The 23,034-nt window shown below is 71.5% G+C and carries 16 protein-coding genes; 8 read left to right on the top strand and 8 right to left on the bottom strand.

Features of this window, described 5'->3' with window-relative positions:
- Nucleotides 1-199 precede the first annotated feature (199 nt).
- Together AC0ZLC_RS30855 and AC0ZLC_RS30860 are read right to left on the bottom strand one after the other, a co-directional pair.
- Complete coding sequence (locus AC0ZLC_RS30855; RefSeq protein ID WP_476755230.1) at nucleotides 200-2,866, bottom strand: cellulose binding domain-containing protein; 2,667 nt, start codon at nucleotides 2,864-2,866, stop codon at nucleotides 200-202.
- A gap of 143 nt (nucleotides 2,867-3,009) precedes the next feature.
- Nucleotides 3,010-5,925: a glycoside hydrolase family 48 protein gene (locus tag AC0ZLC_RS30860; protein WP_476755231.1), complete on the bottom strand. Its 2,916-nt coding sequence runs from the start codon at nucleotides 5,923-5,925 to the stop codon at nucleotides 3,010-3,012.
- Nucleotides 5,926-6,178: 253 nt separating this feature from the next.
- Here AC0ZLC_RS30860 and AC0ZLC_RS30865 point away from each other — a divergent pair, with 253 nt between their 5' ends.
- The 3 genes from AC0ZLC_RS30865 to AC0ZLC_RS30875 all read left to right on the top strand — a co-directional run bounded on the left by AC0ZLC_RS30865 (nucleotide 6,179) and on the right by AC0ZLC_RS30875 (nucleotide 9,354).
- A complete protein-coding gene (locus AC0ZLC_RS30865; protein ID WP_476755232.1) occupies nucleotides 6,179-6,490 on the top strand; it encodes a hypothetical protein in 312 nt (103 codons plus the stop codon).
- A gap of 11 nt (nucleotides 6,491-6,501) precedes the next feature.
- The gene (locus AC0ZLC_RS30870) at nucleotides 6,502-8,238 is read left to right on the top strand and encodes a glycoside hydrolase family 6 protein (protein ID WP_476755233.1); all 1,737 of its coding nucleotides are present in this window, start codon (nucleotides 6,502-6,504) and stop codon (nucleotides 8,236-8,238) included.
- Between the two features lie 192 nt (nucleotides 8,239-8,430).
- The gene (locus AC0ZLC_RS30875) at nucleotides 8,431-9,354 is read left to right on the top strand and encodes a class I SAM-dependent methyltransferase (protein ID WP_476755234.1); all 924 of its coding nucleotides are present in this window, start codon (nucleotides 8,431-8,433) and stop codon (nucleotides 9,352-9,354) included.
- 123 nt (nucleotides 9,355-9,477) lie between these two features.
- Here the strand turns inward: AC0ZLC_RS30875 and AC0ZLC_RS30880 are convergent, their stop codons facing one another.
- The 3 genes from AC0ZLC_RS30880 to AC0ZLC_RS30890 all read right to left on the bottom strand — a co-directional run bounded on the left by AC0ZLC_RS30880 (nucleotide 9,478) and on the right by AC0ZLC_RS30890 (nucleotide 13,559).
- Nucleotides 9,478-10,269 carry an aldo/keto reductase gene (locus tag AC0ZLC_RS30880; protein WP_476755281.1) on the bottom strand — a complete coding sequence of 264 codons (792 nt, stop codon included), beginning with the start codon at nucleotides 10,267-10,269 and terminating at the stop codon, nucleotides 9,478-9,480.
- Nucleotides 10,270-10,551: 282 nt separating this feature from the next.
- Nucleotides 10,552-12,378: an AMP-dependent synthetase/ligase gene (locus AC0ZLC_RS30885; protein ID WP_476755235.1), complete on the bottom strand. Its 1,827-nt coding sequence runs from the start codon at nucleotides 12,376-12,378 to the stop codon at nucleotides 10,552-10,554.
- A 311-nt stretch (nucleotides 12,379-12,689) separates the two neighbouring features.
- Nucleotides 12,690-13,559: a LysR substrate-binding domain-containing protein gene (locus AC0ZLC_RS30890; protein WP_476755236.1), complete on the bottom strand. Its 870-nt coding sequence runs from the start codon at nucleotides 13,557-13,559 to the stop codon at nucleotides 12,690-12,692.
- A 164-nt stretch (nucleotides 13,560-13,723) separates the two neighbouring features.
- Here AC0ZLC_RS30890 and AC0ZLC_RS30895 point away from each other — a divergent pair, with 164 nt between their 5' ends.
- Entirely contained in the window at nucleotides 13,724-14,776 is a 1,053-nt protein-coding gene (locus tag AC0ZLC_RS30895; RefSeq protein ID WP_476755282.1) for a bile acid:sodium symporter family protein, read from the top strand.
- Here AC0ZLC_RS30895 and AC0ZLC_RS30900 read toward each other — a convergent pair.
- Together AC0ZLC_RS30900 and AC0ZLC_RS30905 are read right to left on the bottom strand one after the other, a co-directional pair.
- Nucleotides 14,670-15,905 carry a hypothetical protein gene (locus AC0ZLC_RS30900; RefSeq protein ID WP_476755237.1) on the bottom strand — a complete coding sequence of 412 codons (1,236 nt, stop codon included), beginning with the start codon at nucleotides 15,903-15,905 and terminating at the stop codon, nucleotides 14,670-14,672. The two genes, AC0ZLC_RS30895 and AC0ZLC_RS30900, sit on opposite strands and share 107 nt — an antisense overlap.
- 10 nt (nucleotides 15,906-15,915) lie before the next feature.
- Nucleotides 15,916-17,793 (bottom strand): exo-alpha-sialidase, encoded by a 1,878-nt coding sequence (locus tag AC0ZLC_RS30905; RefSeq protein ID WP_476755238.1) that lies wholly within the window; start codon nucleotides 17,791-17,793, stop codon nucleotides 15,916-15,918.
- Between the two features lie 399 nt (nucleotides 17,794-18,192).
- Here AC0ZLC_RS30905 and AC0ZLC_RS30910 point away from each other — a divergent pair, with 399 nt between their 5' ends.
- The gene (locus AC0ZLC_RS30910; protein WP_476755239.1) at nucleotides 18,193-18,735 is read left to right on the top strand and encodes an isochorismatase family protein; all 543 of its coding nucleotides are present in this window, start codon (nucleotides 18,193-18,195) and stop codon (nucleotides 18,733-18,735) included.
- Nucleotides 18,736-18,844: 109 nt separating this feature from the next.
- Here AC0ZLC_RS30910 and fdhD read toward each other — a convergent pair whose 3' ends face one another.
- Complete coding sequence (gene fdhD / locus AC0ZLC_RS30915; protein ID WP_476755240.1) at nucleotides 18,845-19,693, bottom strand: formate dehydrogenase accessory sulfurtransferase FdhD; 849 nt, start codon at nucleotides 19,691-19,693, stop codon at nucleotides 18,845-18,847.
- A 273-nt stretch (nucleotides 19,694-19,966) separates the two neighbouring features.
- Between fdhD and AC0ZLC_RS30920 the strand changes: the two genes are divergently transcribed.
- The 3 genes from AC0ZLC_RS30920 (at nucleotide 19,967) to AC0ZLC_RS30930 (ending at nucleotide 22,766) form a co-directional block, all read left to right on the top strand.
- Nucleotides 19,967-20,671, top strand: a complete 705-nt coding sequence (locus AC0ZLC_RS30920; RefSeq protein ID WP_476755241.1) for a PRC-barrel domain-containing protein — start codon at nucleotides 19,967-19,969, stop codon at nucleotides 20,669-20,671.
- Between the two features lie 312 nt (nucleotides 20,672-20,983).
- Complete coding sequence (locus tag AC0ZLC_RS30925; RefSeq protein WP_476755242.1) at nucleotides 20,984-21,922, top strand: beta-ketoacyl-ACP synthase III; 939 nt, start codon at nucleotides 20,984-20,986, stop codon at nucleotides 21,920-21,922.
- A 169-nt stretch (nucleotides 21,923-22,091) separates the two neighbouring features.
- Complete coding sequence (locus AC0ZLC_RS30930) at nucleotides 22,092-22,766, top strand: GntR family transcriptional regulator (protein ID WP_476755243.1); 675 nt, start codon at nucleotides 22,092-22,094, stop codon at nucleotides 22,764-22,766.
- Nucleotides 22,767-23,034: the final 268 nt, after the last annotated feature.

Here is a 23,034-nt window from a genome sequence, read left to right on the forward strand (position 1 = left end):
CGAACGCGAGGCCTCCGCCCGCCCGGCGCGGACGGGGGCCCGCGTGCCCCGCCGGGCGACCACGTGGTACTCGGCGAGGCAGATCGCGGACACGGCCAGGCACCCAGACGCGGCAAGAGCCCCGCCCGTCACGGGCGAGGCTCTCGAGCAGACGTGTGACTGCGAGCCGGGATCTTGGCCGCGCTCGATCCCCGCCGCGTCAGGTCACCGTGCAGGTCCGGTCCCCCACTCTGAACGACGTCGGTTTGCCGTTCGAGCCCGTCCAGTTCCCCGTGAAGCCGAAGCTCACGGTGGAGCCGGCCGCCACCCGGGCGTTCCAGCCGAGGTTCTTCGCGGTGACCGCCGGACCGGACTGCGTGGGGTCGGCGTTCCACATCTGGGTGACCTTCTGGCCGTCCGGGAAGGTCCAGTCGAGCGACCAGCCGGTCCACGCGGCGGAGCCCGTGTTGACGAGGGACACGTCCGCCTGGAAGCCGCCCGCCCACTGGTTGGTGACCTTGTACGTCACCGCGCAGGCGCCCGTCGGCACCGGATCGGTACCGCCCCCGCCGTCCCCGGTGCCGGCGGTGTCCCCGTAGACGATCCCGCGCCCGTTCGTCGACACGTACACGCGCCCGTACACCCGCGGGTCACCGGTGATGGCCGCGCCGGTCCAGCCCCACTGGTGGGCGTCGTCGTTGATGCGCGTCCAGGTGGCACCCTTGTCCGCGGAGCGGAAGATGCCGCGTACGCCGCCGATCTTCGCGCTCGTGTACAGCGTCTGGTACGAGGCGCCGGGTGCCGCCCTGCCGAAGCCGACGGTGTCGGCCTGGTCGACGCCCGGCACCTTCGTGAAGGTCGCGCCGCCGTCCGTGGAGTGCCACAGCCCGTACGCGCCGTCACTCGCGCCACCCGCCAGCCAGACGTCCCCCTTCGTGCCGGGCAGCGCCTTGAAGCGCACGCTGTCCCCGCTCGGCAGGCCTGCCGCCTGCGAGGCCGTGAACGTGGCGCCGCCGTCGGAACTGACGTAGAACTTGCCGGACTTGAATCCGTAGAAGGTCTTGGGGTCCACCCGGTCGGACTCGACGACCGCCCCGGCCGGGATGCCGCTCGACGCGGACCACGAGGTGCCGAACCCGCTCGCGTGCTTCACCCCGGTGCCCTCCGGACTCCACACGAAGCGGCTGCCGTCGGCGGCGGCGGCCACCGTGCCGCCGCCGCTCACCCCCGCCGGGTCGGTGCCCGCGAACCAGTTGGCCCCGTTGTCGGTGGAGAAGGCCACGTGCGGGCCGGAGTCGAGATTGCCGACGCGCACCACCGTCCCCGGGTCGCTCTCGGCGAAGTCGAGGCTCGTGGTCGAGGTGAAGTTCGGCGAGGTGTACATCATCGGCGGCACCTTGCCGAGGTCCGTGTGCCGGAACCCGCCGATGTCACCGAGCGCGCTGAGGAGTTGGGCGCCACCGGAGGGGGGAGCGGCGAGGTCGTTGACGGCCGTCTCCTCCAGCCCCCGCACCATCGGCGTGATGGTGAACTTGCTTCCGCCGTCCCAGTTCGTCAGGTTCTCCGTGCCGTGGACCGTCGCGCCCGTCCCGTACATCATCCGGTCGGAGTCGAACGGGTCGATCTCCAGCGCCTCGGTCATCCACCCCAGTTTCGGCGCTTGTTCGGGCGGCGAGGGATTGGCTCCCCAGGACAGCCAGGGCACGGACGAGACGTCCATCGTGTAGCGGTTCGACCGGTCCGGGTACGAGGTGTAGTCCCAGGCCTTCGTCCAGGTGCCCCCGCGGTCGGTCGAGCGGAAGATCTGCGTGTCCGGCCACCAGGAGCTGTACGCCGTGGCCATCACGGTGCCGGGGTGCTGCCGGTCGAGGGTCAGCCCGCTGAACCCGTAGTACGTGTCGGCCTCCGCGACCGGGCTGATGTCCGTCCAGGTCCCCGTCCCGGTCGCGTACCGCCACAGCCGGCCCCTGCCGCCGTCGTACGGGCCGCCGGTGTCGCTGTAGGCGAGGTAGAGGTAGCCGTTCACGGCGTCGAGAACACCCTTGTGCGCGAGGTACCCGGTGGGCTGGCCGGGCAGGCGGGACCAGCTGGCGCCGGCGTCCGTCGAGCGGTAGACGGCGTTGTCCTTGTCGGCGACCCCGACGTACACGGTCTGCGTGGCGCGCCCGGACGATCCCGTGGACTCGTCGAAGGTGACCCAGACGATGCCCTGGTTGTCACTGGCGTAACCGCTCGTGTCGGTCGGGTCCTGGGCGTAGGTGCCGGCGTTCGGGAAGTTCGTGACCTGCGACCAGCTCGCACCCGAGTCCGTCGAGCGCCACAGGCCCTTGCCGCTGGGCGCCCCCAGGTACAGCACGCTGTTCCTGTTCGGGTCGACGGCGAGGCGCTCGCCCATCCCGCGGCCGGGCATGTTGCCGCCGAGCTTGAACGGCAGATCGGCCTTCTGCCAGCTCGCGCCGCGGTCGGCGGAGCGCAGCACGGCGCCGTTCGTCGGGTCCCAGCTGTTGGTGTACGTGCCGACGGCCGCGTACACCTTGTCCGGGTCGGCGGAGTCGGAGGCGAGGCTGACGACCCCGGTGTGTCCCCAGTCGGCCCAGCCGACCGAGTCGAGCAGCGGCGTCCAGGTCTTCGACGACTGCACCCACCGGTAGGCGCCGCCGATGTCGGTGCGGGCGTAGGCGAGGTTCTTCTCGGAACGGTTGAAGACGATGCCGGGCACGAAGCCGCCACCGTCGACGCGCGCGTTCCTCCAGGTGTAGGTGTCGGCGGCGACGGCCGCCTTCCCTGCCGCCGCCGCCGGGGCTTCGGCGGCCAGTGCGGGCGGGGTGCCGGCCAGCAGACCGGCCGCCAGTGCCAGCACGGCCGTGAGGATGCGGGTTCTTCGCACGGTGGGGTCCTCTCCGGGGGGACGAGGGGCGTGGAAAGACGCGAAGACCGGGCGGTCCCCCGGTGCGGCGAGGGACCGCCCGGCCACGGCCCCGCCGTCCGTGGGACGGGCGGCGGGGCCTCGGTACGCGGAGCGAGCGGGGACTATTCGAGGAGCTCCGCGTACGAGCCCATGGCGAGGGCTATGTCCGCCTGGGCCCAGAACCGGTGGTACGTGAACGTGGGCGCGGCGCCGCCCGCGAGATAGCTCTCGATCTTCGACCACGCCGGGTCGTTCTTGTAGAAGGACCGCATCGAGGCGAACGTCGACGAGGAGTTGATCGTGTCGCCGTTCGGCATCTTGCCGGTCCAGCCGCTCGGGACGTACACACCGTCGTCGAAGCGGTTGTAGTCGGCGCGGGTCTCCGGGACGGCGACGCCGAGCGCGTCCTGGTTGTGCTCCCACATGCCGTCGAGCAGCGCCTTCGCCGTCGTCTTCGCCTCCGTGTCACCGGACCGGTCGGCGTAGTACGTCAGGGTCTTGGCGTACGCGGCCGCCACGCCGACGTCGTTCGTGTAGTCGGCGACGGTGACGTGCAGGGTGCTGTTGGCGCCCGGACTCGACGCGTTCCAGGTGTCGGGCTTGCCGGACCACTTGAGCGTGGACGGGACCTGGAAGGTGCCGTCCGGGTTGACGGTCGTCTTGGACAGGGCCCAGTCGACCCACTTGTCGAGCACGGCCTTGGCGTCCGCGTTCCCCGTCTGCTGGTAGTACTCGGCGACCCGTTCCATGGACCACGCCTGGAAGCCGAACCACTGGTTGGACGGCGGGTCGTGGTACACGGGCTTCTCGTCGTAGTACATGCCGTAGAAGGTGGGCGTCCCGGCCGGCGGGGTCGCGTAGCGGCCTCCCCAGCTGTTGGTCGCGCCGCCCGCGATGGCGCCCTCGTCCGACTGGAGCCAGCGGTAGAACTCCAGCTGCCGGCCGAGCGACTTGGCCCAGTCCGCCTGCCCCGTCGTCGACTTGGGCTTCAGGTCGGCGTTCTGGCTGAGGGCGTAGGCGGCCAGGGGGTTCTGGTAGCCGCCGTGCGTGTGGCTGGAACCGATGCGCCAGGCCCAGCCCGCCGAGGCGTCGGTGGCGCCGCCCCAGGCGTAGTACCAGGACATCAGGTAGTGCGAGGCGTCCTTGCCGGTGCCGGCCGGGCACGCCGACGGCCCCACGCAGTTGCCGATCTTCTTGAAGTACTTGTCGTACATGGAGTAGCGCAGGTAGTCGCCCATCTTCGCGGCCTTGCCGAGGGTCGTCGACACGTCCGCGCTCTTGCCCTGCTCCTTGGCCCAGACGTCGGCCCAGTAGGCGGCCTGCACGGCGCGGGCGTCGGCGTCGGGGGCGTTGGTGAACTTCCACTGCTTGGCGTAGGAGGCGTCGCCGGTGAACAGATCCAGATAGCCGTTGGGACCGCCGTACTTGAAGGCGTCACAGGTCGGCTGGGGGATCGTCTCGAAGACGGACTCCTGCGGGCCGCGCTGGAAGGTGTTGATGTACGAGGGACCGGTGGCCGTCGGCCCCGCCTCGCACTTGCCGGGCTCGTTGCCGTAGCCGTAGACGTTGTCCACGTCCTGCAGCCAGTGCATTCCGTAGATGTCGTCCGTGCCGTACGCGCTCTTCAGCTCGGCGGCGATCGGGTCGGGACCGACCGACACCCCGCCGTCGAGCTTGGCCGGGTACTCGTTCGGAGTGTCGTACTCGGGCGCGTACGTGGCCGGCTTGGCGGCGTTGTAGAAGGAGTTCGTCGGCTGGTCGGCGTGCGTGGGGATCATGTACGTTTCCATGGTCTTCCACGCGGCGTTGAACCTGGACCAGTCGCCGGTGACCTTCCCGTACATGGCCTGCAGCCAGATCAGATAGCTGTACGCCTCCGACGTCGTCTCGTGCCCGTGGTCCGGAGCCTCGACGATCAGCGTCTCCACCGAGTGGTAGGGGATGCCCTCGGGGGAGAAGTAGCCGTTCGCCGGGTTGGTGATCTTTCCGTACAGCTCCAGGAACCGGGCGTCGTAGGCCTTCGACGCGGCCAGTTGCGTCACGGTGACGGTCGCCTTCGTGTGACCGGTCGCCGAGGCCGTGAAGGTGGCCGCACCGGTGCCCGACGCGTCGGCCGTGACGGTCACCTTCTGCGCCGTGTTCCAGTTGGACGGCGTGAAGGTGAGCGAGGAGCCGCCGGTCACGGACAGGCCCGTGTTGCCGCCGGTGCGTGCCACGGAGACCGTGACGTTCGCGCTCGGCTTCGTCGACAGCTTGACCTCGAACGTTCCCGACTTGCTCTGCTGGACCCCGAGTTGGGACGGAGAGGCGACCACGGCCGGTCCCGACGCGACCGTGATCCCGACCGGGGTGGAGTCGGCCGAGGCCCCGAGGCTGTCGTACGCCTTCGCGACCAGCGAGTGGCCTCCGGCCGCGAGCGAACTCGTGGAGAGCGTGTACGGCGCGCTGGTGTCCGTGCCCAGCAGGGTCGTGTCGTCGTAGAACTCGACCTTGCTGATGGTCGCGTTGTCGGCCGCCGCGGCGGTGGCGGCCAGCGGGACCGGATCGCCCTGCGTGTACACGGCGCCCGCGGTGGGCGACGTCAGCACGGTGACCGGCGGCTGGTGCGCGCCGGCGCAGGTCGTGCCGTTGACGGCGAAGGAGGTGGGAGCGGCGTTGGTGCCGCTGTAGGTGAACTGCGCGCCGGTGGTGACGGCGGCCCCGGCGGCGATCGTCCCGTTCCACGACGCGTTCTTCGCGGTGACCGTCTTGCCGGCCTGGGACCAGGTGCCGTTCCACCCGTTGGTGAGGGACTGGTTTCCGGTGTAGGCGTACGTGAGGGTCCATCCGCTGATGGCTTCCAAGCCGCGGTTGGTGATCGTCAGATCCGCCGTGAACCCGGAGCCCCAGTCGTTGGCCTTGTAGTCGACGCTGCATTGAACTGCTGCCGCCTGAGCGGGAGTTGAGCTGGTGCCCAACATGGTGAGCGGCAGCGCCAGGGCCGCCGCGACGGCGGTCCACATCCGTCGCGCGGTACGGCGTCTGCGTCTGGAGTGCATGTGCTGGTTCCTCCTTGCGGCTCGGAGAAAGGGGGGAGGAGCAACAAGCCTTGAACCAGTGGGAGCGCTCCCATGATGGGGAGAGGGCTGTGAGGGGTCAAGGTGCTTGAAGAGTCGAAATGATTCGATTGATCGACAGTGCATCTCCTCTGTTCTTTGGCGGCACTTGGCGCTAGCTTCATCGGCACCAGTGGGAGCGGTTCCATCAGTCGACGTGTCGGACACGACACGCCTGAACTGCAAGGAGTCGCTCATGCAACACCCCCAGCGTCCGGCATTTCCCGTGGTCGGCGCCGAGGTCTGCCTCGACGCCGACGGCACAGCCGGAAGGCTGCTCGGCGTCAACCGCGCCGTCGGCACCCGAGCCAGGAATCTGATTCCGGCCGGCGGCCCCGCGTACCCGCACGATCTCGGCCAGTGGCCGGCAAACCCACCCGGCGATCCGGCGGGCAGGGTCGCCGCCGCCTGGCATGTCAACGGCCCCTCCCTGATCGGCGAGCACGACGGAACCCCCATGTCCTACGGCACCGGGCCGCGCTACCACCCGCGCTCCCTCAACGGATAGGAACCCCGCACATGAGCCGTACAAGAACAGCCCTACTGGCGGCACTCGCCCTGCTCGCCGGCGGTACGGGCACCGCATTCGCGGCCGTCGCAGGGGACGTCGGCCCCACGGCCGTCCCCTGCACCGTCGACTACAAAGTGCAGAACCAGTGGGACACCGGCTTCACCACCGCCGTGACCATCACCAACCACAGCGCCGCCAAGTCCTCGTGGTCACTGAAGTGGTCGTACGCCGGGAACCAGAAGGTCACCTCCGGCTGGAACGCGAAGCTCAGCCAGAGCGGCGCCGCCGTCACCGCCGCCAACGAGAGCTACAACGGCTCACTGGCGAACGGCGGTTCGGTCAGCTTCGGCTTCAACGGCACGTACAGCGGGACGAACGCGCTGCCCGCCACCTTCACCCTCGACGGTGTGACCTGCAACGTCGACGGCGGCGGAGGCACCGACCCGACGGATCCCCCGACCACCCCGCCGCCGACCACCCCGCCGCCGTCCGGCGGCAAGGCGGACAACCCGTACGCCGGTGCCAAGGTGTACGTGAACCCCGAATGGTCCGCGAAGGCCGCGGCCGAACCGGGCGGCACGAAGATCTCCAACCAGCCCACCGCCGTCTGGCTCGACCGCATCGCCGCCATCAAGGGCGCGAACGGCGGCATGGGCCTGCGCGCCCACCTGGACGCGGCGCTCAAGCAGAAGGGCTCGGGCGAGCTGGTCGTCCAGCTGGTCATCTACGATCTGCCGGGACGGGACTGCGCGGCCCTTGCCTCCAACGGAGAACTGGGCCCCACGGACATCGGCAGGTACAAGACCGAGTACATCGACCCGATCGCGGCGATCCTGGCCGACCCGGCCTACGCCGGTCTGAGGATCAGCACCGTCATCGAGCCCGACTCCCTGCCCAACCTGATCACCAACGCGGGCGGCACCAACACCACCACCGACGCCTGCGTCACGATGAAGAGCAACGGGAACTACGAGAAGGGTGTGAGCTACGCCCTGGACAAACTGGGCGCCATCCCGAACGTCTACAACTACATCGACGCCGCTCATCACGGCTGGCTGGGCTGGGACACCAACCTCGCTCCCTCCGTCCAGCAGTTCTACAGGGTCGCCACGACCAACGGCGCGAGCGTGAGCGACGTGGCCGGCTTCATCGTCAACACCGCCAACTACAGCCCGACCACGGAGCCGAACTTCAAGGTCACCGACAGCGTCAACGGGCAGACGGTACGTCAGTCGAAGTGGGTGGACTGGAACCAGTACGTGGACGAGCAGTCCTACGCCCAGGCACTGCGTGACAAGCTCGTCGCGGCCGGATTCAACTCCGGGATCGGCATGCTGGTCGACACCTCCCGGAACGGCTGGGGCGGCTCCGCCCGGCCCACCGGCGCCGGTCCGCTGACCTCGGTGGACGCCTATGTGAACGGTGGTCGCGTCGACCGCCGCATCCACGCCGGCAACTGGTGCAACCAGAGCGGTGCGGGCCTCGGTGCGCGGCCGACCGCGGCCCCGGCCGCCGGTGTCGACGCCTACGTGTGGGTGAAGCCTCCGGGTGAGTCCGACGGCGCCAGCTCCGTCGTCGACAACGACGAGGGCAAGGGCTTCGACCGGATGTGCGACCCGACGTACACCGGCAACGCCCGCAACGGGAACAGCATGTCGGGGGCGCTGCCCAACGCGCCGCTGGCCGGGCACTGGTTCTCGGCACAGTTCCAGGAGCTCCTGAAGAACGCGTACCCGGCGCTGTGACGACCGGATGAGCGAGCCCGTCAGGGGCCGGCGGCGCTTCTCGCGCCGCCGGTCCCCGGCGGCCCGCCCGTCCCGGCCCCCACGGACCTGGCTCCTCGACGCCGACGCGTTTTGCCGTTCGCGCAACACGACTGGCCGTTTCCGGGAGTGGCGGAGCACGCTGACCGCATCCCGAACGAGAGGTCCGGAACCATGGCACACGCTCACGACCACGGCGGCCCCGCCCACGCGGGCCCCGCCCCCGGGGGTCACGCCCACGCGGGTCACGATCACACCCACATGGACTTCGCCGAGATGCTCCCCGTGCTGGAGCAGGAGGCCGAGCTGTTCACACCCCTCTACACGAGCGCGGCGGCCTGGCTGCGGGAGCTGCAGCCCGCACCCGGTCTGATCGTGGACGCGGGCAGCGGCCCCGGCGTCATCTCCTGTCTGCTCGCCGACACCTTCCCGCAGGCGCGTGTCGTGGCCGTCGACGGTGCGGAGCCGCTCCTCGAGCGGGCCCGCGCCCGCGCCGGGAGCCACGGCGTCGCCGACCGCTTCAGCACCCTGTGCGCCGAACTCGGCGACGGTCTGGGCGAGTTGGAGTACCCGGCCGACCTGCTGTGGGCCAGCAGGTCCCTGCACCACGTCGGCGACCAGCGGGCCGCGCTCGCCGGTTTCGCACGCAGCCTCGCGCCCGGCGGTACGCTCGCGCTCCTGGAGGGCGGCCTGTCCCCGCGCTTCCTGCCGCGCGACGTCGGCATCGGCCGCCCCGGCCTGGAGTCCCGGATCGACGCGGTCCACGAGCACTGGTTCACGGAGATGCGCGCGGGACTGCCCGGCGCGGTGGCCGAGACGGAGGACTGGCCCGCCCTGCTGACCGCGGTGGGTCTGCGGCACGTCGCCACCCGCACGTTCCTGCTCGACCTGCCCGCCCCGCTGTCCGAGAAGGCCCGCGCCTTCGTCGTCACGATCCTGAACCGGCGCCGCGAGGGCCTCGCGCACAGCCTCGACGCCGACGACCTGGCCACCCTCGACCGGCTCCTCGACCCGGACGACGAGGCGAGCGTCCACCACCGCCCGGACACGTTCGTCCTGCTGGCCCACACGGTGTACGCCGGGGTGAAGGGGGAGTAGCCGACACCGAGCGCGCGGGCGGGCGCCCCGGCGGTGAAGCTCTGGCCGGGGCGCCCGCCCGAAATGTCCCGCGCCGCTGGCGCCGGGAGGAGAAGCTGACCTCCGTCAGGGAGGTGCCGTCCCTCAGACCACGTCGAAGGTGGCCGGGTCGGGACCCAGCCGGCGGTTCTCGTCGAGCGCGCTGATCGCCGCCATGTCCTCGGCGTCCAGTTCGAAGTCGAAGACCTCGATGTTCTCCTTGATCCGCGACGGCGTCACGGACTTGGGGATCACGACGTTGCCCAGCTGGATGTGCCAGCGCAGCACGACCTGGGCCGCCGTGCGCCCGTGCTTGCGGGCGATGGCCACGATCGCCGGGACCTCCAGCAGGCCCTTGCCCTGGCCGAGCGGGGACCAGGCCTCCGTGGCGATGGCGTGCTTCGCGTGGTACTCCCGCGACCCGCCCTGCTGGAGGTGCGGGTGCAGCTCGATCTGGTTGACGGCCGGGACGACCGACGTCGCCTCGAGCAGCTTCTCCAGGTGCTCCGGGAGGAAGTTGGAAACACCGATGGCCTTGGCGCGGCCGTCCGCGTGGATCTTCTCGAAGGCCTTGTACGTGTCCGTGGACGTGCCCCGGGACGGCAGCGGCCAGTGGATCAGGTACAGGTCCACGTAGTCCAGGCCGAGCTTCTCCAGCGACGTGTCGAAGGCACGAAGGGTGGAGTCGTACCCCTGGTCACTGTTCCAGAGCTTGGTGGTGACGAAGAGGTCCGAACGCGGGACGCCGGAGGAGGCGATGGCCTTGCCCGTGCCCTCCTCGTTGCCGTAGATCGCCGCGGTGTCGATGCTGCGGTACCCGGCCTCCAGTGCCGTGGCGACGGCCTGCTCCGCCTCGTCGTCCGGGACCTGCCAGACGCCGAAACCCAGCTGCGGCATCTCGACGCCGTTGTTCAGGATGATCGGGGGGACCTTGCTCACTAGCTCTCGATCCTTCAGTTCGTCGGGTGGTACTCCATCGTCAACGATCACAGCGCGTGATGCATTCCTGAGTGCCCAATTAGCTCGGGGATGGGCGAGGGGAACCGGATATTGGCCGAAAATGGCCCTGAAGCACGAGGATGGTTGACGGGACCCGCGATGATCTCCGCGACGGCCTCGATGTCCCCCTCGGCGGGGCCGGCCGGAAGCCCGTCCGGATCATGGGCCGGTCGACAGCCCTCAGGCGCGGTACAGGGCCTCGACCTCGGCGACGTACGCCTTCTCGATCGCCTTGCGCTTCAGCTTCAGCGACGGCGTGAGCAGTCCGTGTTCCTCGGTGAACTGATGGGCCAGGATCCGGAACGTGCGGATCGACTCCGCCTGCGAGACCAGCGTGTTAGCGGCGACCACCGCGCGCCGCACCTCGGTCTCCAGGTCGGCGTCGCGGACCAGTTCGGACGGGGTCATCCGCTGTTTTCCGCGCATCTGGAGCCAGTGGTCGACGGCCTCCGAGTCGAGGGTGACGAGGGCGGCGATGTACGGCCGGTCGTTGCCGACGACGATGCACTGCGCGACCAGCGGATGGTCGCGCACCCGCTCCTCCAGGACGCCCGGCGAGACGCTCTTGCCGCCGGAGGTCACCAGGATCTCCTTCTTGCGGCCGGTGATCGTGAGGTAGCCGTCCTCGTCGAGGGAGCCGAGGTCGCCGGTGGCCAGCCAGCCGTCGTGCAGCGCGGCGTCCGTGGCCTTGGTGTCGTTCAGGTAGCCCTGGAAGACGTTGCCGCCGTGCAGCCAGATCTCCCCGTCGTCCGCGATGTGCACGGTGGTGCCCGGGATGGCCTGGCCGACGGTGCCGAACCGGGTGCGCTCGGGCGGGTTCGCGGTCGCCGCGGCCGTTGACTCGGTGAGGCCGTACCCCTCGTAGATGGTGACCCCGGCGCCCGCGAAGAACAGGCCGAGCCGGCGGTCCATGCCCGAGCCGCCCGACATCGCGTGCTTCACCCGGCCGCCCATCGCCGCGCGCACCTTGGCGTAGACGAGCTTGTCGAAGACCTGGTGCTGCATCCGCAGGGCGGCCGACGGGCCGGGGCCGATGCCCCAGGCCTTGTCCTCGATCGCGTCGGCGTAGCGCACGGCGACTTCGACGGCCTTCTCGAAGGCCCCGGCTCTGCCTTCCTTCTCCGCCTTGCGGCGGGCCGCGTTGAAGACCTTCTCGAAGATGTACGGCACGGCCAGGAAGAAGGTCGGCTGGAAGGCGGCCAGGTCGGGCAGCAGGGCCGCCGCGTTGAGCTGCGGCTGGTGGCCGAACCGGACCCGGCCGCGGATCGCGGCGACCTGCACCATCCGCCCGAAGACGTGCGCGAGCGGCAGGAAGAGCAGCGTGGCCGCCTCGTCCCCGCGTCGGGAGTGGAAGACCGGCTCCCAGCGCTCGATGACGGTGTCGGTCTCGAACATGAAGTTGGCGTGCGTGAGCACACAGCCCTTGGGGCGGCCGGTGGTGCCGGAGGTGTAGATGATCGTGGCGACCGAATCGGGGGTGACGGCGCGCCGGTGCCGGTGCACCACCTCGTCGTCGAGGTGCGCCCCCGCCTCGTACAGCTCCTGCACCGCGCCCGCGTCGAGCTGCCACAGCTTGTGCAGTTGCGGCAGCCGGTCGACGACGGTGGCGACCGTCATCGCGTGGTCCTCGTGCTCGACCATCACGGCCGCGACCTGCGCGTCGTGCAGCATCCAGAAGACCTGCTCGGCGGACGACGTCGGGTAGACGGGCACCACTTGGGCGCCGATCGTCCACAGCGCGTAGTCGAAGAGGGTCCACTCGTACCGGGTGCGGCACATGATCGCGACCCGGTCGCCGAACCGGACGCCCTGGGCGAGGAGCCCCTTGGACAGGGCGAGCACCTCGTCGCGGAACTCGGCGGCGGTCACGTCACGCCACTGCCCCTGGTCGTCCTTGCGGCCGAGGGCGACGCGCAGCGGGTCCTCCAGGGCATGGTCGAACACAACGTCGGCCAGACCGCCCACCGGCGGCGGCGACGCCGGCGGAGGGTTGGTGAACTCGCGCAAACCCGCTCCTTGTGGCGCTCGGCACAGCGCCGTGAAAGCTACCTCACGGACGGATCGGACGGGAGGGGGCGAAGACACCGGGCGGCCCGGTGTCCGCCCTGGCCGGTCGAGGAAATGCGCGCACATGGGGAAGGGCCGGACAGATTACTTACGGTTCGGTAAGTTTCGGTGCCGTAATCTCCACGGAATCTGTACGACCCCCCTCCGCGGGCCCCCGGGCACCCGGTGTCACCGAAGCGGAATCACCGGCTCCTGCCCCTGGATGCCGACGGCCGCCGCGGCGCCACCGTGACCGGCGCGGGGCGCCGGTGCTACCCGCGTCCCCGGTGCAGCCGGTCGCCGCCCCCCAGGATCGCCGCCGCCAGTGCGTCCGCCGCGTCCTGGGCCGCGGGGCGGCGCCGCCCGTGGACGACGACGAAGTCGACCTCGCCCAGCTCCGGAAGTCCCGCCCGCTCGGGCATCGGGACCAGGCCGGGCGGGACCAGCCCCCGGGAGTGGGCCATCACGCCGAGGCCCGCGCGGGCCGCCGCGATGAGGCCGCTCAGGCTGCCGCTCGTGCAGACGACGCGCCAGGGGCGGCCCTCGCGTTCCAGCGCCTCCAGGGCGAGGGCGCGCGTGATGCCGGGCGGCGGGTACACGATGAGCGGGACCGGCCGGTCGGGTTCCAGCCGCAGCCGCTCCGCGCCGATCCAGACCAGCTCGTCGTGCCAGACCAGCTCGCCGCGCGGGTCCTCGGGCCGGCACTTCGCCAGCACCAGGTCCAGCTTCCCCGCCGCCAGCCGCTCGTGCAGCGTCCCCGACAGCTCCACCGTCAGTTCCAGGTCGACCTCGGGATGGTCGTGCCGGAAGCCCTCGAGGATCTCCGGCAGCCGGGTCAGCACGAAGTCCTCCGAGGCGCCGAACCGCAGCCGCCCGCGCAGCCGCGTCCCCGTGAAGAACGCAGACGCCTGGTCGTGCACCTCCAGGATCCGCCGCGCGAAGCCCAGCATCGCCTCGCCGTCCTCCGTGAGCTCCACGGAGTGGGTGTCCCGCGAGAAGAGACGGCGTCCCGCGGCGTCCTCCAGACGGCGCACGTGCTGGCTCACGGTCGACTGCCGCAGCCCGAGCCGCCGGGCGGCCCGGGTGAAACTCAGCGTCTGCGCCACGGCCAGGAAGGTACGCAGCTGGGAGGGGTCGTACACGGCGCCACGTTATCGCGGGAGGCGATCACAGTCAGAGTGGTATGACGGATTCCCGATCATGCCGCGGGGGAGGACGATGAAGTCAGGGCACGCCCCGACCAAGACGGACGACGCACCGAACGAAGCAGTGGAGCACCGTGAAACGCCTGCAGTGGCCGAGCTGGATGCCGATCGACCCGTACCTCCTCATGCTGCTCGGGACGGTGGGGCTCGCGGCCCTGTTCCCGGCGCGGGGGACGGCGGCCGATGTGGCGTCGGGTGCGTCCACCGCCGCGATCGCCTTCCTGTTCTTCCTCTACGGGGCGCGGCTGTCCACCCGCGAGGCGATGGACGGCCTGCGCCACTGGCGCCTGCACGTCACCGTGCTGGTCTGCACCTTCGTGGTGTTCCCGCTGTTCGGCACGGCCGCCCGCGGCCTCGTCCCGGTCCTGCTGACCGACCCCCTGTACCAGGGCCTCCTCTTCCTCACCCTCGTCCCGTCGACCGTCCAGTCGTCGATCGCCTTCACGTCCATGGCGCGCGGCAACGTGCCCGCCGCCATCTGCGCGGGATCCTTCTCCTCGCTCGCGGGCATCGTCCTCACCCCGCTGCTCGCGGCGGCGCTGCTCGGCAGCGGCGGCGGCGGGTTCTCCGCGGACTCCCTCGTCGCGATCGTGCTCCAGCTGCTCGTCCCGTTCCTCGCCGGACAGCTGCTGCGCCGCTGGATCGGCGGGTTCGTCACGCGTCACAAGAAGGTCCTCGGGTACGTCGACCGCGGCTCGATCCTCCTCGTCGTCTACACCGCGTTCAGCGAGGGCATGGTCCAGGGCATCTGGCACCGGGTCAGCGCCGTCCGGCTCGCCGGACTCCTGGTCGTCGAGGCCGTCCTGCTCGCCCTGATGCTGGCGCTCACCTGGTACGGATCGAAGGCGCTGCGCTTCAGCCGCGAGGACCGGATCGCGATCCAGTTCGCCGGTTCCAAGAAGTCCCTCGCCTCGGGGCTGCCCATGGCGAGCGTCCTCTTCGGGGCGCACGCCTCCCTCGCCGTGCTGCCGCTGATGCTCTTCCACCAGATGCAGCTCATGGTCTGCGCGGTGATCGCCAAGCGCCGCTCCCGCGACCCCGAGGCGGTCACGGAGGCGGTCCCAGCCGCAGCGTCACGAACCGCGGTCGGTACAGGGACACGTTCCGGCTCAGGTTCGCCTGCGCCGAAGCCCCCGTCGCGTCCAGCCAGTTGACGTCGTAGCTGAGGACCAGCCGGCCGCCGCCGCTCAGTGCCGGATGCGCCTGCGGGTTGTACGCGGCCACGTCGCCCGCGGGCAGCGACGGGCTGAGACCGCGCAGGGGCCCGTGCCAGGGCCCCGCCGGCGAGCACGCCCAGTACGACGTGAGAGTCGTCAGGCCCCGCGTGCCGGCGGCCATCGTGAACAGGACGTACGTGCCGCCGTCGCGCACCACCGTGAACGCGCTGCCCACACCCCTGCGCGTCCCGTCCCCGAGCACCGGCGCCGGGCGGGCCCGCGCCGCCCACCGCGAGCCGTCCCAGTACTCCCAGGCACCCGGCTCGCCCAGCCCGCCGCGCGGTACGCGGGCGACGTACGCCGTCGAGACCCGGCGCCCCGCGGCCTGCGCGTCGTTGCCGCCGAAGACGTACGTCCGGTTACCGGCGTCCAGCGCCGAGGTCCCGAACAGGACGCGCCGGGAGGCGTCCGCGAGGCCACGCTGGTCCAGGACCGTCCGGACGCCCTCGAGCCGCAGGCCGGGCAGCGAGAGCGTGGCGACCTCGGTGGCGGTGGGCACCCCGTAGATCCACGGGGCCCCGCCCGCCGTACGGGTCCACAGCAGGACCCGCACGACGCGCTCCGCCGAGCCGGGGGAGCGGGGCTCGACCCGGGCCGCCACCGGCCAGCGCCACTGTCCCGCCCCGGGGTCCGGGAACAGCGGGGCGGGCAGCGTGCGCTGCAACCGGCCCGACGCGGACATCACCACGGCCGAGTTGCGCACCATCGGCGCCGAGGTGTCGCGCCAGCTGGAGGACTCGCCGACGGGATTGGGCGGCCCGTGCACCTGGCCGAGATAGGTGTCCGAGAACAGCCACAGCACCCGGCCGTCCGGCAGCCGCAGCGAGTGGGTTCCGTCGCCGCCCGTCCAGTCGTCGGTGCGCACCGGATCGTTCCCGTACCGGGCGAACTCGCCCGTCAGTCCCCGGTCGGCCTTCCAGGACGTGACCGTACGTGCCGTGCACGCCCCGCCGCCCTCCCGGTCGCGGTCCGGGAGGGCGGTCAGCAGCACGGCCGCGCAGACGAGGGCCAGCAGGACACCGACGCCGGTTCCCGTACGCCGTCGTGCTCGTGCGTCGTCGGACACGGACGGGACGTTAGTGGCCGCCGCTCACCCGGTCCATGGGCAACCGTACGACGGTGTCCCGGGTCACAGCCGGCTCGCCCGCGCGCACGGCGGTCAGCTCCTCGTCGCTCAACGCCCGGTCGTAGACCCTCACATCGTCGATCGCGCCGGTGAAGTGGGCGCGTCCGTCCATCCGTTGACCGAGGTGGACCCCGAACGGCGAGTTGCGGCTCACCGATCCCGGGACGTCCGCCGTGCCGAGCGACGCGCCGTCCACGGTGAGCGTGAGCCGCCCGCCGCCCCGGCGCAGCGCGACGTGGTGCCACCCGCCGTCGTTGTACGCGTCCGTGGTCCGCACCGAGGCGGAGGCCGGCGGTGCCGCGCCGTTCCGGGCGGTCATCAGGCCGGTGATCCGGTGGGACGCGGGTTCGCCGCGCAGCCACACCTGCGGCTGCGAGGTGCCGATCCCGCCCATCCACAGCAGCGGCTGCTCACCGGTCGTGGCCGTGTAACGGAACCACAGGGACGCCGTGAAGTCCTTCGTCCCGAGGGGCAGCCGGTCCTGGTGGGGCAGGCGTACGGCGTCGTCGGTGCCGTCGAACGCGAGCGCCCCGCCGAACGCGCCGGTCGTCGTCCGCGCGCCGCCGAGGACCAGGGCCCGCCTCGCGTGCGGGGCGCGGTCGGCCGTCGTTGGGTCGGGGCCGCGGCGCGGCGTCAGCCAGTCCGTGGTGAAACGCGCGAAGCGGATCTCGTCGCGGGCGTCGACCGCCCCGCCCTCGTACAGCAGCCCCACACCGTCGCCGCCGACACGTACCAGGTCGGAGTACCCGGACCAGTCGGTGGTGACGACCGTGCCGCGGTCCACGCTCTCCCAGGTGCGTCCGCCGTCGTACGAAGAGCGGATCATCATCGTGCGCCGGCGGTCCGGGTCGCCGGGGCAGGCCAGCAGGAGCCGGTCGCCGACGCGCAGCACGGAGCCCTGGACCTGCGGGGTGTAGAGGTCCGGGAGGTCGCGGAAGGGCGTCACGAAGCTGTCGCCGCCGTCCCGGCTGACGGTCTGGGTGCGGTGGCCGAGGTCGGTGCCGTCCTGTTCGCGTCCGCTGACGAGGAGGGATCCGTCGGCCCGCTCCGTGAGCGTCATCTCCGAGGGCTTCTGGCGGAAGGTGCCGTCGCCGGCGACCGGCCACGAGTCCCTCGCGCCGATGTCCCAGTGGTCGCCGCCGTCGTCGCTGGTGATCAGCGCGGCGTGGTTGGCGGTGACCCGGCCGCCGTTCCACGTCTCGGTGTTGACGGTGAACACCAGGCGTCCGGCGTGCCTGCCGCGGGTGAGCTGGATGCCGTGCACGGGCCCGGTGGCGTACCAGGAGTTCCAGTCGGCGGGCAGGATCTCGTCGCTCAGGTCACGCGGCCGCGACCAGGTGAGGCCGTCGTCGTCGCTGTACTGGAGGTGCGGGGTCCGGTCGCAGGGCACCGAGCAGCTCCCGCTGTCGGTGCGGCCCGTGTTGTACGTCTCCGCCAGGAGGATGCGTCCGCTCTCGCGGTCCACGACGGGGGCCGGGTTGCCGTGCGTGTCGCCGCCGCCGTCGTTGACCACCCGCAGCGGGCCCCAGGTGCGTCCGCCGTCCGTGGAGCGCTTGACCACGATGTCTATGTCGGCCGAGTCCCCGCAGTTGAGGACACGCCCCTCGGCGAAGGCCAGCAGGGTGCCCTCGGTCGTCCGCACGACGGCCGGGATGCGGAAGCAGGCGTAGCCGGGATCCTGGGAGGCCCTGAAGAGGACCTGCTGCTCGAACTCAGCCGCCGGGGGCGCCGGTTCGGCCCCGGCGGGCGCCGGTAACGCCAGCAGTGCGGCGGCTGTGAGGACGGCTGTCAGGGTGGATCTCAGACGTGCGCGGAGACTTGACGGCATGGTGCGGCCCTGCCCTTCAGGCGTCTGGACAATCTGGACATCCCACGTCCAACGTTCGCGGCACCGACGCTACTTGGGCGCTCGTACGCCCCACAAGGACCGTGCGGCAGGGGATCGGCGCGGCGTGGGGCCAGGCCGCGACCGCCCGCGGGCCCCTGGGCCTGGCGGCGGTCCCGGCACCGTGGAGCGGGAGCGCGGTGGGGCAGATCCCGCGGTCCGGCGGGGCGGCGAACGCGGTGTCGCGGATCGGGGGTCCGCGGGCGGGGGGTGTGGCGGATCGTCGTCCCGCGGACGGCGCGGTGGGCCGCACCCGGACGGCCGCCGCCGAACGTGATCAGTTCACGCACCCGTCGATCCGGATTTCCGGTACGGACCGCGGGAGCGGGCTAACGTTCCGTCATGACCGCACCTGAAGCCGAGCCCCGGCTCGCCCTCGACCCCGCCCGCACCGCGCTGGTGCTCGTCGACCTGATGGACCGGATCGTCGGCCTGCCCCTGGAGCCCCGCAAGGGCCCCGAAGTCCTCTCCGCGGCCCAGCGGGTGGCCGACGCCTTCCGGACCGTCGGCGCGCCGGTCGTACTCGTCCGGGTCGAACGGCCGGGTGTTCCCGAGCAGCCGCCCGGCAGCGGTCTGGTCGCCGGGCTCGCCGCCGACGGAGACATCGAGATCGTGAAGCGGACGATCGGCGGATTCCAGGGCACGGGACTGGACGAGCGGCTGCGCGAGCGCGGCGTCACCACCGTGGTGCTCGGCGGCGTCGCCACCAACCTCGGGGTCGAGTCCACGGCCCGCGCGGCCGGTGACCTCGGCTACGACCTGGTCTTCGTCGAGGACGCCATGGCCGCTCTCACGGGCCCCGAGCACGCGGCCTCCGTCACCTTGGACTTCCCGCGCCTGGGCACGGTCGTGCACTCCTCCGAGGTGCACTTCACCGCACGCTGAGCGCGCGTTCCCTCCAAGGGCCGGCGGACGGGCAGAGGCGGGGCCCCCTTGCGGCGCAGGGGGCGCTTCCCGCCGGTCGGGGCCCCGCCGCCGTGTCGCGGGGAGCCGGTCAGTCCTGGGCGGCCGCGGCCCGCAGGGCGATACGGTGCTCGCCCGCGTACACGTTCATGGAGGCGCCGCGCAGGAACCCCACCAGCGTCAGTCCCGTCTCGGCCGCGAGGTCCACCGCCAGGGACGAGGGAGCCGAGACCGCCGCCAGTACGGGGATGCCGGCCATCACCGCCTTCTGCGCCAGCTCGAAGGACGCCCGGCCGGAGACCAGCAGAACGGAGCGGGACAGCGGCAGCGAACCGCCCTGAAGGGCCCGGCCCACCAGCTTGTCGACGGCGTTGTGCCGGCCCACGTCCTCCCGGACGTCGAGGAGTCCGCCGCTCTCGTCGAACAGGGCCGCCGCGTGCAGGCCCCCGGTCCGGTCGAAGACCCGCTGCGCCTCGCGGAGCCGGTCGGGGAGGCTCGCGAGCAGCTCGGGCGTCAGCCGCACCGGGGGAGTGTCGTCGATCGTCCAGCGGGCCGTCGTACGCACCGCGTCCAGGCTCGCCTTGCCGCACAGACCGCACGAGGACGTGGTGTACACGTTGCGTTCCAGTGTGATGTCGGGGATCACCACGCCGGGAGCGGTCCGCACGTCGACGACGTTGTACGTGTTCGATCCGTCCACGGTCGCGCCGGCGCAGTACACGATGCTCTGGAGCTCGTCGGCGGCGCCCAGTACGCCCTCGCTGACGAGGAAACCCGCCGCCAGCGCGAAGTCGTCGCCGGGGGTGCGCATGGTGATGGCGAGCGGCCTGCCGTTGAGCCGGATCTCCAGGGGCTCCTCGGCGACGAGCGTGTCGGGGCGGGTGCTGACGGCCCCGTCCCGGATACGGATCACCCTGCGTCGTTCCGTGACTCGTCCCATGTCCTGATCAGCCCCGGTTCTGTACGTGCTGGCGGCCGGGAAACGGCCCTTGCTGCGGAGTGGCCGAGGGTCACCGGCCGTCGTGCGGAGAGGTGACCTTCACCGTCTCATTGTCGGGCACGGGGCGAACGCGTCGGCGGCCCGCTCCGCCGCGCTCGTGGGGCGGGCCGCCGTCACGCGGCGGTCCGCAGGGATGATCGGGGCACTTCGAGTTTTTTATGACCTTATGCCGGATAGGTAACCGGTAACCGCACAGCGAAGTGGAGGGCGGAGATGATCACACGAGAGCAGATCCCGACGGTGCTGGATCATCCGGTCTACGACGTCGAGGGCAACAAGATCGGCGACGCCAAGCACGTCTTCCTCGACGATGCGACCGGTCGGCCGGAGTGGGTGAGCGTCAAGACGGGCCTGTTCGGCACCAGCGAGTCCTTCGTGCCCGTCCAGGACGCCTCGATGGTCGCGGGCCACCTGGAAGTGCCCTACCCCAAGGACATGGTCAAGGACGCGCCCAATGTCGACGTCGACGCAGGCGGCCACCTGTCCGTACCGGAGGAACACCACCTGTACGAGTACTACGGCATTGCCTGGGACGCCGCCTGGCAGCAAACCGGCCAGGCAGGTGAAGGGGGCGGGGCTCGCGCCGGAGCCACCGCGTCTCCCGACACCGCCGCGGCAGGCGCCCCGGAGAGCCGCTACGAGGACACGACCGCCTCCGGCATCGCCCGGAGCGGCGAAGAGCGCCCAGACCCCGCCACCTCGCAGAGCGACTACGACAACACCACCGCGTCGGGCATCGCCCGCAGCGGCAATGAGCACGAGGAGGACACCGTCTCCGCCGGCTCCGACAGCCCCGGGGAGGCATCGACGAGCGTCGACGAGCCGGTGCGCGGCACCCGACGCGGAGAATCCGAACGAGCCAGGCTGCGCCAGTACACCGTCGCCGACGAACAGCAACGCCGTCCCGATACGCCGTGAAGTTGCCGACCGGGCCCGTCGCAGGTGCGGCTGCGCCCGGCTGGGATCGGAGACCTCGCAGATCAGATCCGTTGCACGGGTGTGCCGGGAGGGAGGGAGGGACAGGGGCTCGCCGAGCAACGCGCTCCCGGTCCACCGTCCCCAGGTCGGCGAAGGGCGGGTACGCGTGCGTAAGGTGTCCGGCCGTCCGGCGGCCTGACAGAAGCCGACAAGCCTGGCGCCCCATTCCTGTGGCATCACCTGCCGTCGTACCCGTGAGTCACTGATCAGACTGGTGGATCCCGCTACCCAAGGCAACGAGGGGGACCACCCATGAACGGCTCACGGATCACCGCCGTCGGTCACTACCAGCCCGCCCGGGTTCTCACCAACGAGGACCTGGCAGGCCTGGTCGAGACGAGCGACGAGTGGATCAGGAGCCGCGTCGGCATCCGCACCCGGCACATCGCCGGGCCCGACGAGCCGGTCGACGAGCTGGCCGGCCACGCCGCCGCCAAGGCGCTCGCCGCGGCGGGCCTCGTCCCCGCGGACATCGACCTGGTGCTCGTCGCCACCTCCACGGCGATCGACCGCTCCCCGAACATGGCCGCGCGGGTCGCCGCGCGCCTCGGCATCCCGTCCCCGGCCGTGCTGGACCTCAACGTCGTCTGCGCCGGGTTCACGCACGCCCTGGCCACCGCAGACCACTCGCTGCGGGCCGGGGCGGCCACCCGGGCCCTGGTCATCGGCGCCGACAAGATGTCCGAGGTGACGGACTGGACCGACCGCACGACGTCCGTCCTGGTCGGCGACGGGGCGGGGGCCGTCGTGCTCGAAGCGTCCGACGACCCCGGTATCGGCCCGGTGCTGTGGGGGTCGGTCCCGGAGATGGGGCACGCCGTCCGCATCGAGGGCACGCCCGCGCGGTTCGCGCAGGAGGGGCAGAGCGTGTACCGGTGGGCGACCACCAAGCTCCCGGCGATCGCCCGCCGGGCCGTCGAGCGCGCCGGGCTCACCCCGGAGGACCTCGCCGCGGTCGTCCTGCACCAGGCGAACCTGCGGATCATCGAGCCGCTGGCCGAGAAGATCGGTGCGGTGAACGCGGTGGTCGCCCGTGACGTCGTCCACTCCGGGAACACCTCGGCGGCCAGCATCCCGCTCGCCTTCTCCAAGCTCGTGGAGCGCGGGGAGATCTCCACGGGCGACCCCGTGCTGCTGTTCGGCTTCGGCGGGAACCTCTCCTACGCGGGGCAGGTCGTCCGCTGCCCGTGAGTGCCCCGGGGACGCCCTCGTCGGAGCTGGTGTGACGAGCGCGCGCTCCGGCTCCTCCGCGATGGTGCGCCGTGGACTGTAGACGAAAGGCAATTCATACTGCCACCACGGATGCCGTGCTCCCGCAGTCGCCAGGCTGGTGCCGTCGCCGCCCAGGAGGGAGACCGCGATGTCGTCCACCGGACTGCCGCATGGGGCGGTACCCAGGCTCGAACGACCCGGTCCGCTGCGTGACCGTGTCTACGAGGCGCTGCTCGAACTCATCACCACGCGAGTGCTGGTGCCGGGGCAGCACCTGGTGGAGAGCGAGCTCGCCGGGCATCTGGGAGTCTCCCGGCAGCCGGTCCGCGAGGCCCTCCAGCGGCTGAACACCGAGGGCTGGGTCGATCTGCGGCCCGCCCAGGGCGCGTTCGTGCACGAGCCGACCGAGCGGGAGGCCGACCAGCTCCTCACCGTGCGTACGCTTCTGGAGGCCGAGGCGGCCCGGCTCGCCGCCTCGACGGCGGGCGCCGCGGGCGTCGCCGCGCTCGAGGAGCTGTGCGCGGAGGGCGAGCGGGCGGTCGCCGCCGACGACGTGGACGCCGCCGTCGCCCTGAACGCCCGCTTCCACACCACGGTGACGGAACTCGCCGGCAACACGGTCCTCGCGGAACTCGCCGCGCAGGTCGAGCGGCGCGTCCGCTGGTACTACACCCCGGTCGCCCGGCAGCGCGGTCACCAGTCCTGGCGGGAGCACCGCGAGCTGATCGCGGCGATCGCGGACCGCGACGAACAGCGCGCCGCGACGGTGTCCCGCGCCCACACGGAACACACGCGCAAGACGTACCACGAGCGCGAGCGGTAGACCGCGGGGTCCGCGCTCCGGTCCGGGTGGCCGGGCGCCTGCACCTGCCCTGAACAGCCGATTCCACTTCAAGGAGAGCCAAAATGCTCGCGGCCCGCTCCGGGATCGGGGATAACTGTCAGTGCTCCCAACGGGGGGAGTCGCACATCGCACCGCCGAGGGAGCCGAGCATGTTTCGTGCACATCGACCGGGCCGACGGCCCGATCCGGCCGGCACGGCGTCCGAGCCGCCGCCGACGTCCACTCCGTGTCGCCCGCGCACGACTGC

The organism is Streptomyces sp. GLSS-08 (assembly GCF_056387915.1).

Excerpts from the sequence above, each read along its gene's own strand:
- AC0ZLC_RS30875 (WP_476755234.1), top strand. The coding sequence starts at position 8,431 with ATGGCACACGCTCACGACCACGGCGGCCCCGCCCACGCGGGCCCCGCC.
- AC0ZLC_RS30860 (WP_476755231.1), bottom strand. The coding sequence starts at position 5,925 with ATGCACTCCAGACGCAGACGCCGTACCGCGCGACGGATGTGGACCGCC.
- AC0ZLC_RS30870 (WP_476755233.1), top strand. The coding sequence starts at position 6,502 with ATGAGCCGTACAAGAACAGCCCTACTGGCGGCACTCGCCCTGCTCGCC.
- AC0ZLC_RS30895 (WP_476755282.1), top strand. The coding sequence starts at position 13,724 with ATGCCGATCGACCCGTACCTCCTCATGCTGCTCGGGACGGTGGGGCTC.
- AC0ZLC_RS30880 (WP_476755281.1), bottom strand. The coding sequence starts at position 10,269 with ATGCCGCAGCTGGGTTTCGGCGTCTGGCAGGTCCCGGACGACGAGGCG.
- AC0ZLC_RS30920 (WP_476755241.1), top strand. The coding sequence starts at position 19,967 with ATGATCACACGAGAGCAGATCCCGACGGTGCTGGATCATCCGGTCTAC.
- AC0ZLC_RS30865 (WP_476755232.1), top strand. The coding sequence starts at position 6,179 with ATGCAACACCCCCAGCGTCCGGCATTTCCCGTGGTCGGCGCCGAGGTC.
- AC0ZLC_RS30910 (WP_476755239.1), top strand. The coding sequence starts at position 18,193 with ATGACCGCACCTGAAGCCGAGCCCCGGCTCGCCCTCGACCCCGCCCGC.
- AC0ZLC_RS30930 (WP_476755243.1), top strand. The coding sequence starts at position 22,092 with ATGTCGTCCACCGGACTGCCGCATGGGGCGGTACCCAGGCTCGAACGA.
- AC0ZLC_RS30905 (WP_476755238.1), bottom strand. The coding sequence starts at position 17,793 with ATGCCGTCAAGTCTCCGCGCACGTCTGAGATCCACCCTGACAGCCGTC.
- fdhD (WP_476755240.1), bottom strand. The coding sequence starts at position 19,693 with ATGGGACGAGTCACGGAACGACGCAGGGTGATCCGTATCCGGGACGGG.
- AC0ZLC_RS30925 (WP_476755242.1), top strand. The coding sequence starts at position 20,984 with ATGAACGGCTCACGGATCACCGCCGTCGGTCACTACCAGCCCGCCCGG.